The organism is Hymenobacter agri (genome assembly GCF_054778495.1).
Map to the genome: position 1 here is coordinate 1 of NZ_BAAGZM010000305.1, position 4967 is coordinate 4967.

Here is a 4967-nt window from a genome sequence, read left to right on the forward strand (position 1 = left end):
CTGCTCACGCTGGCGGGCACCGTCACGCTCACGCTTTCGCCGGGCGCGAAGGGCTGCGCGGGCTGAAACGCAATCTGCGCAGTGCCCGCCCCGCTAAAGCTACCGGTCCGTTGCCCCTGCCGCATATTGGCATTCACGCGTACCGCCGCGGGCAGCGCCACGGCCTGCGAAAACGTGAGTTGCACCGGGGCCGTGCGGCTGCCCGCCAGCGAGTGGCGCGCGGGCACCGTGCGCAGCAGGGTGGGCGTCTGGGCCAAACTCAGGGCCGGGTACAGCGCCGTCAGCAGCAGCGGAAAAGTAGAACAGCGCATATGCAGCAGAAATTTAGGAAAGGGAAAAATTCGCTTACGACACGGGTTGGTTGTCGGGGGCAGCGCCCAGCAGCGCCAGCACGGCGGCCGGGTCTTCTACCTCGATAATGAGCTGCTGGTATTCCTCGTCGCGCAGGTCGACGACCACCGTATTTTCGGGGTGCACCACGTCCAGAAACGCCGGCTTGAGGCCGTAGTTGAAATAGAAGGTGCCGGCCTTAATCAGTCGTGGTACGGACGTGCCCAGCGCCCGGTAGCCGCCCTCCAGGTCGCGGGCCAGGGCCACATCCTGGCGCGCGCCGGCAATGTGGGCGCGCGGGATGGTGAGCGAGCTTTTGAAGGCCCAGACCTTGTGCAGGCCCTGCACCGTGAACAGAATGTCGTCGCCTTGCTGCGTTACGGAAATCATCAGGAAAGGAAGTTAGAGAAAAGGAGGAATGACGGGCGCTAAGCTACTGCCGAAGCGGACGCGGCGGCTGGTACGGGGGCGGCGGGCTCGCTCACCTGACCGCGCATCAGCATCCAGTACACCGCACCCGACACGCCGAAGCCCACGAACCAAGCGTAGTTGTAGAGCGCCGTCAGGGCCGGCCACACCGCGCCTTTCGGCAGCACGCCGATGGCTGTGAGGAAGCCCGGCACGTTGGGCAGCACGCCCACCACCAGCGCCAGCAGGGCCGCGTAGTTGATGCCGGCCTGGTAGGCGTAGCGGCCGCGGTACTGGTAGAGGTCGGGCACGCTCAGGTGCTGCCGGCGGATGAGGTAGTAGTCAACAATCATGATGCCGCCAATGGGCCCGAGCAGCCCCGAATAGCCCACCAGCCAAGTGAAAATGTAGCCCGAAGGGTCGGCAATCAGCTTCCAGGGGAAGATGAGCAGGCCGATAACGCCGGTGATGTAGCCGCCGGTTTTGAAGCTGATGCGCTCGGGCGAGAAGTTGGCGAAGTCGTTGGCCGGGCTCACGATGTTGGCCGCAATGTTGGTGGCCAGCGTGCTCAGGGCCACGGCCAGCATGGCGGCACTCACCAGCAGTTTGCTCTCGAACTTGCCGGCCAGCACCACCGGGTCCCAGATGGTTTTGCCGTAAATAACGAGCGTGGCCGACGTCACGACCACGCCCACGAACGAGAACATGGTCATCGACGTGGGCAGGCCCAGGGCCTGGCCCATCTGCTGGGCGCGCTGGCTGGTGGCGTAGCGCGTAAAATCCGGAATGTTGAGCGAGAGCGTGGCCCAGAAGCCCACCATGCCCGTGAGCGAGGGAAAGAAAAACGCCCAGAACTGCGCGCTATCGGTGAATTTGCTGGGCTGCGCCAGAATGGGCCCTAGTCCGTGGCCGGCCGAAATGGCCCACCACAGCAGCGCCAGCGCCGCCACCGGCAGAAAAAATGCCTTGAATACCAACAGCTTGCGGATGCTGTCGACGCCTTTGTGCACCACGTACATGTTCAGCAGCCAGAACAGCACGAACAGCAGCGCTGGCCCGGTTTCAAGCCCCCAGCTGGCCGGAAACACCCGCGGCAGCGTGGCCAGCCCCGGCACCCACAGCACCGCCATCTGGTAGAGGGCGTAGCCGCCAATCCAGGTTTGAATACCGAACCAGCCGCAGGCAATAATGGCCCGCAGCAGCGCCGGCACCTGCGCCCCGCGCACCCCAAAGCTGGCCCGCGCAAACACCGGGAACGGAATGCCGTACTGCGCGCCGGCCCGCCCGTTCAGCAGCATGGGCACCAGCACAATGCTGTTGCCCAGGAAGATGGTGAGCAGCGCCTGCCACCAGTTCATGCCGCCCTCGATGAGCGAGCTGGCCAGCATGTAGGTCGGGATGCACAAACTCATGCTAATCCAGAGGGCGGCGTAGTTGCCGGTGCCCCAGGTGCGCTCGGCCGCTGGCACGGGCGCCAGGTCGGGGCTGGTGAGGCCGGGGGCGGGAAAGGTTTCGGCGGACGTAGCGGTGTTCATGGGCGGAATCAAACTAAAAGAACGTCATGCTGAGCGTAGCGCAGCGGAGTTGCAGCATCTCTACCGCGCAAGTAAATCAATCGGTTGGACTAATTGCGCGGGTGTTTGGTGATTGCGCGATTAAATGGATTTGGTTGCGCGGTAAAGATGCTTCGACTGCGCTCAGCATGACGTTCCTTTTGCTCATTTCTCATTGCTCACCGCGCCAGCTCCACCAGCACGGGCACGGCCAGCGCGCCCATCACGGCTACTACTACCCAGCCGGCGGCCAGCATCCAGTGCGGGTGGCGGTAGCCGCGCATGAGGCGGGGCGTAGCCGCGGCCACCAGTACAATGCCCAGCGCCAGCGGCAGAATCAGTCCATTGATGGCCCCGGCAAACACCAGCAGCTGCGTGGGCTTGCCCACCAGCACGAACACCAGCGTGGAAAGCACGATGAACACGGAAATGCAGGCTCGCTCATAGCGCCCGAAAATGGGGTGGAAAGTCTTAAAAAAAGACACCGACGTGTAAGCCGCGCCCACCACCGACGAGATGGCCGCGCTCCACAAAATCACCCCGAATACCCGGAAGCCCCACTCGCCCGCCGCCGCCCGAAACACGCCCGCCGCCGGGTTGTCGGCCGGCAGCACCGCACCCTGGCTGAGCACGCCCACCACGGCCAGAAACAGCACGAAGCGCATGATGGTGGAAATAACGATGCCGCTCACGGCGCTGCGCGTCACCTCGGCCTGGCTGCCCACGCCTTTGATGCCCGCATCGAGCAGCCGGTGCGCACCCGAAAACGTGATGTAGCCGCCTACCGTGCCGCCCACAATCGTCACAATGGCCGCCGCGCTGATTTTAGCCGGCAGCAACGTGTGGTGCAGCGCCTGTAGCAGGGGAGGATGTGCGCTGAAGGCAATGCCCAGCGTGAGCAGAATCTTCACGGTGCCCAGAATTTTGGTGAACCCGTCGAGCATGCGCCCGATTTCCTGCACCCAGAACAGCAGCAGCGCCACCCCGCAGCTGATGGCCGCGCCCTGCTCGAACGAGAGGCCAGTGAGCACGTTCAGCCCCAGCCCGCAGCCGGCAATGTTGCCGATGTTGAACGCGAAACCGCCCAGAATAACCATACCGGCCAGCGCGTAACCCAACCCCGGCAGCAGCCGGTTGGCCAGGTCCTGCGCCCGCAGCTCGCTCACGGTAAGAATGCGCCAGGTGTTGAGCTGCGCGCCCACATCGAGCAGCACCGACACCAGAATGACGAACCCGAAGCTGGTGAGCAGCTGCTGAGTGAAGACGGTGGTTTGCGTCAAAAAGCCCGGCCCGATGGACGAATTGGCCATCAGAAACGCCGCGCCCAGCGTAGCCCCGCCCCACCAGCGCGTGTTGGGTAATGGCCTCATCGGGCGTCGGTTGAATAGCCGGCTTGCAGGCGCACGCCGGCCGCGCGCAGCTCCTTATGCAGCCGCTGAGCAAATTCCAGGGCGTGGGCACCGTCGCCGTGCAAACACACGGTATCGGCCCGAATGGCTACTTCGGTGCCCTGCTGGGTGCGCACCACGCCGCTTTGCACCATGCGCAGCACCTGGGCAATGGCCACGTCGGCGTTGGTAATGAGGGCGTCGGGCTGGCGGCGCGGGGTGAGGGTGCCGTTGGCTTGGTAGGTACGGTCGGCGAAAACTTCGTGGGCCGTGCGCAGGCCCAGCTTCTCGCCCGCTTTGGTGAGCTCGGAGCCGGCCAGGCCGTAGAGCACTAGTTCGGGCTGCACCTTGTACACGGCTTCGGCCAGGGCCTCGGCCAGCGCGGCGTTGGTGGCGGCCATGTTGTAGAGCGCGCCGTGGGGCTTGAGGTGGTGCAGCCGGCCGCCTTCGGCCGTAGCAATTGCCTGCAACGCGCCCAGCTGGTACACCGTCATGTCAAACGCTTCCGCGGGTGAAATATCCATGTTGCGCCGGCCAAAACCGACCAAATCGGGCAGCCCCGGGTGCGCACCGAGGGCTACGCCGTACGCCTGAGCAGCGCGTACGGTGGCGCGCATCACGGCCGGGTCGCCGGCGTGGAAGCCGCAGGCTACGTTGGCCGAGGTGATGAATGGCATGAGCGCGGCGTCGTGGCCGAGCGTCCAGGCGCCGAAGCTTTCGCCCATGTCGCAGTTCAGGTCAACGGTGGGGGGCATGTGCAGGAAGAGTTGTGAAAAAAGAACGTCATGCTCATCTGGCGTCCGCGCAGTCGAAGCATCTCTACCGCAATAGTAATTGATTTACTGGCGCAGTAGAGATGCTTCGACTGCGCTCAGCATGACGTTCCATCATTTGCCAAATACCGCAGCGCCATCCCCCGCGCCAGCCCCGCCACCGCCTCCTCCCGCGCCGCGTACAGCGCCTGCGCCTCCCGCACCGATACCTCCTGAAACCGCAGCGTCTGCCCTGGCGCGGCCTGCGCCAGTACCGGCCAATCGACGAAAATAACCAGCGCCAGCCGCGGGTAGCCACCGGTGGTCTGGAGGTCGGCCCCCAGCACGATGGGCTGCCCATCGGCCGGCACCTGCACCGTGCCGAACGTGACGGCGCTCGACAGCAGCTCAATTTCCGTAAGCCGCGCCAGTGGCGGGCCGTGCAGGCGGTAGCCCATGCGGTCGGCCGCGGGCGTGATGGTGAAAGTTTCCTCCCAAAACGCCCGCTGGCTGGCGGCCGAGAACTGCGCGTACTC

General features: G+C 64.8%; 6 protein-coding genes. All 6 read right to left on the reverse strand.

The window, feature by feature from the left end:
• On the reverse strand, nt 1-311 hold a 311-nt coding region (locus tag ACYVDE_RS14290), incomplete at its 3' end, for an Ig-like domain-containing domain (RefSeq protein ID WP_460502218.1).
• 34 nt (nt 312-345) lie between these two features.
• A complete protein-coding gene (locus ACYVDE_RS14295) occupies nt 346-720 on the reverse strand; it encodes a hypothetical protein (protein ID WP_460502219.1) in 375 nt (124 codons plus the stop codon).
• A gap of 38 nt (nt 721-758) precedes the next feature.
• Complete coding sequence (locus ACYVDE_RS14300; protein WP_460502220.1) at nt 759-2273, reverse strand: NCS1 family nucleobase:cation symporter-1; 1515 nt, start codon at nt 2271-2273, stop codon at nt 759-761.
• Nucleotides 2274-2470: 197 nt separating this feature from the next.
• Nucleotides 2471-3661: an NRAMP family divalent metal transporter gene (locus ACYVDE_RS14305; RefSeq protein WP_460502221.1), complete on the reverse strand. Its 1191-nt coding sequence runs from the start codon at nt 3659-3661 to the stop codon at nt 2471-2473.
• The gene (locus ACYVDE_RS14310; protein WP_460502222.1) at nt 3658-4434 is read right to left on the reverse strand and encodes a LamB/YcsF family protein; all 777 of its coding nucleotides are present in this window, start codon (nt 4432-4434) and stop codon (nt 3658-3660) included. Before ACYVDE_RS14310 ends, ACYVDE_RS14305 begins: the two co-directional genes overlap by 4 nt.
• A 116-nt stretch (nt 4435-4550) precedes the next feature.
• A partial coding sequence (locus ACYVDE_RS14315) for a 5-oxoprolinase subunit C family protein (RefSeq protein ID WP_460502223.1) occupies nt 4551-4967 on the reverse strand: 417 nt, incomplete at its 5' end.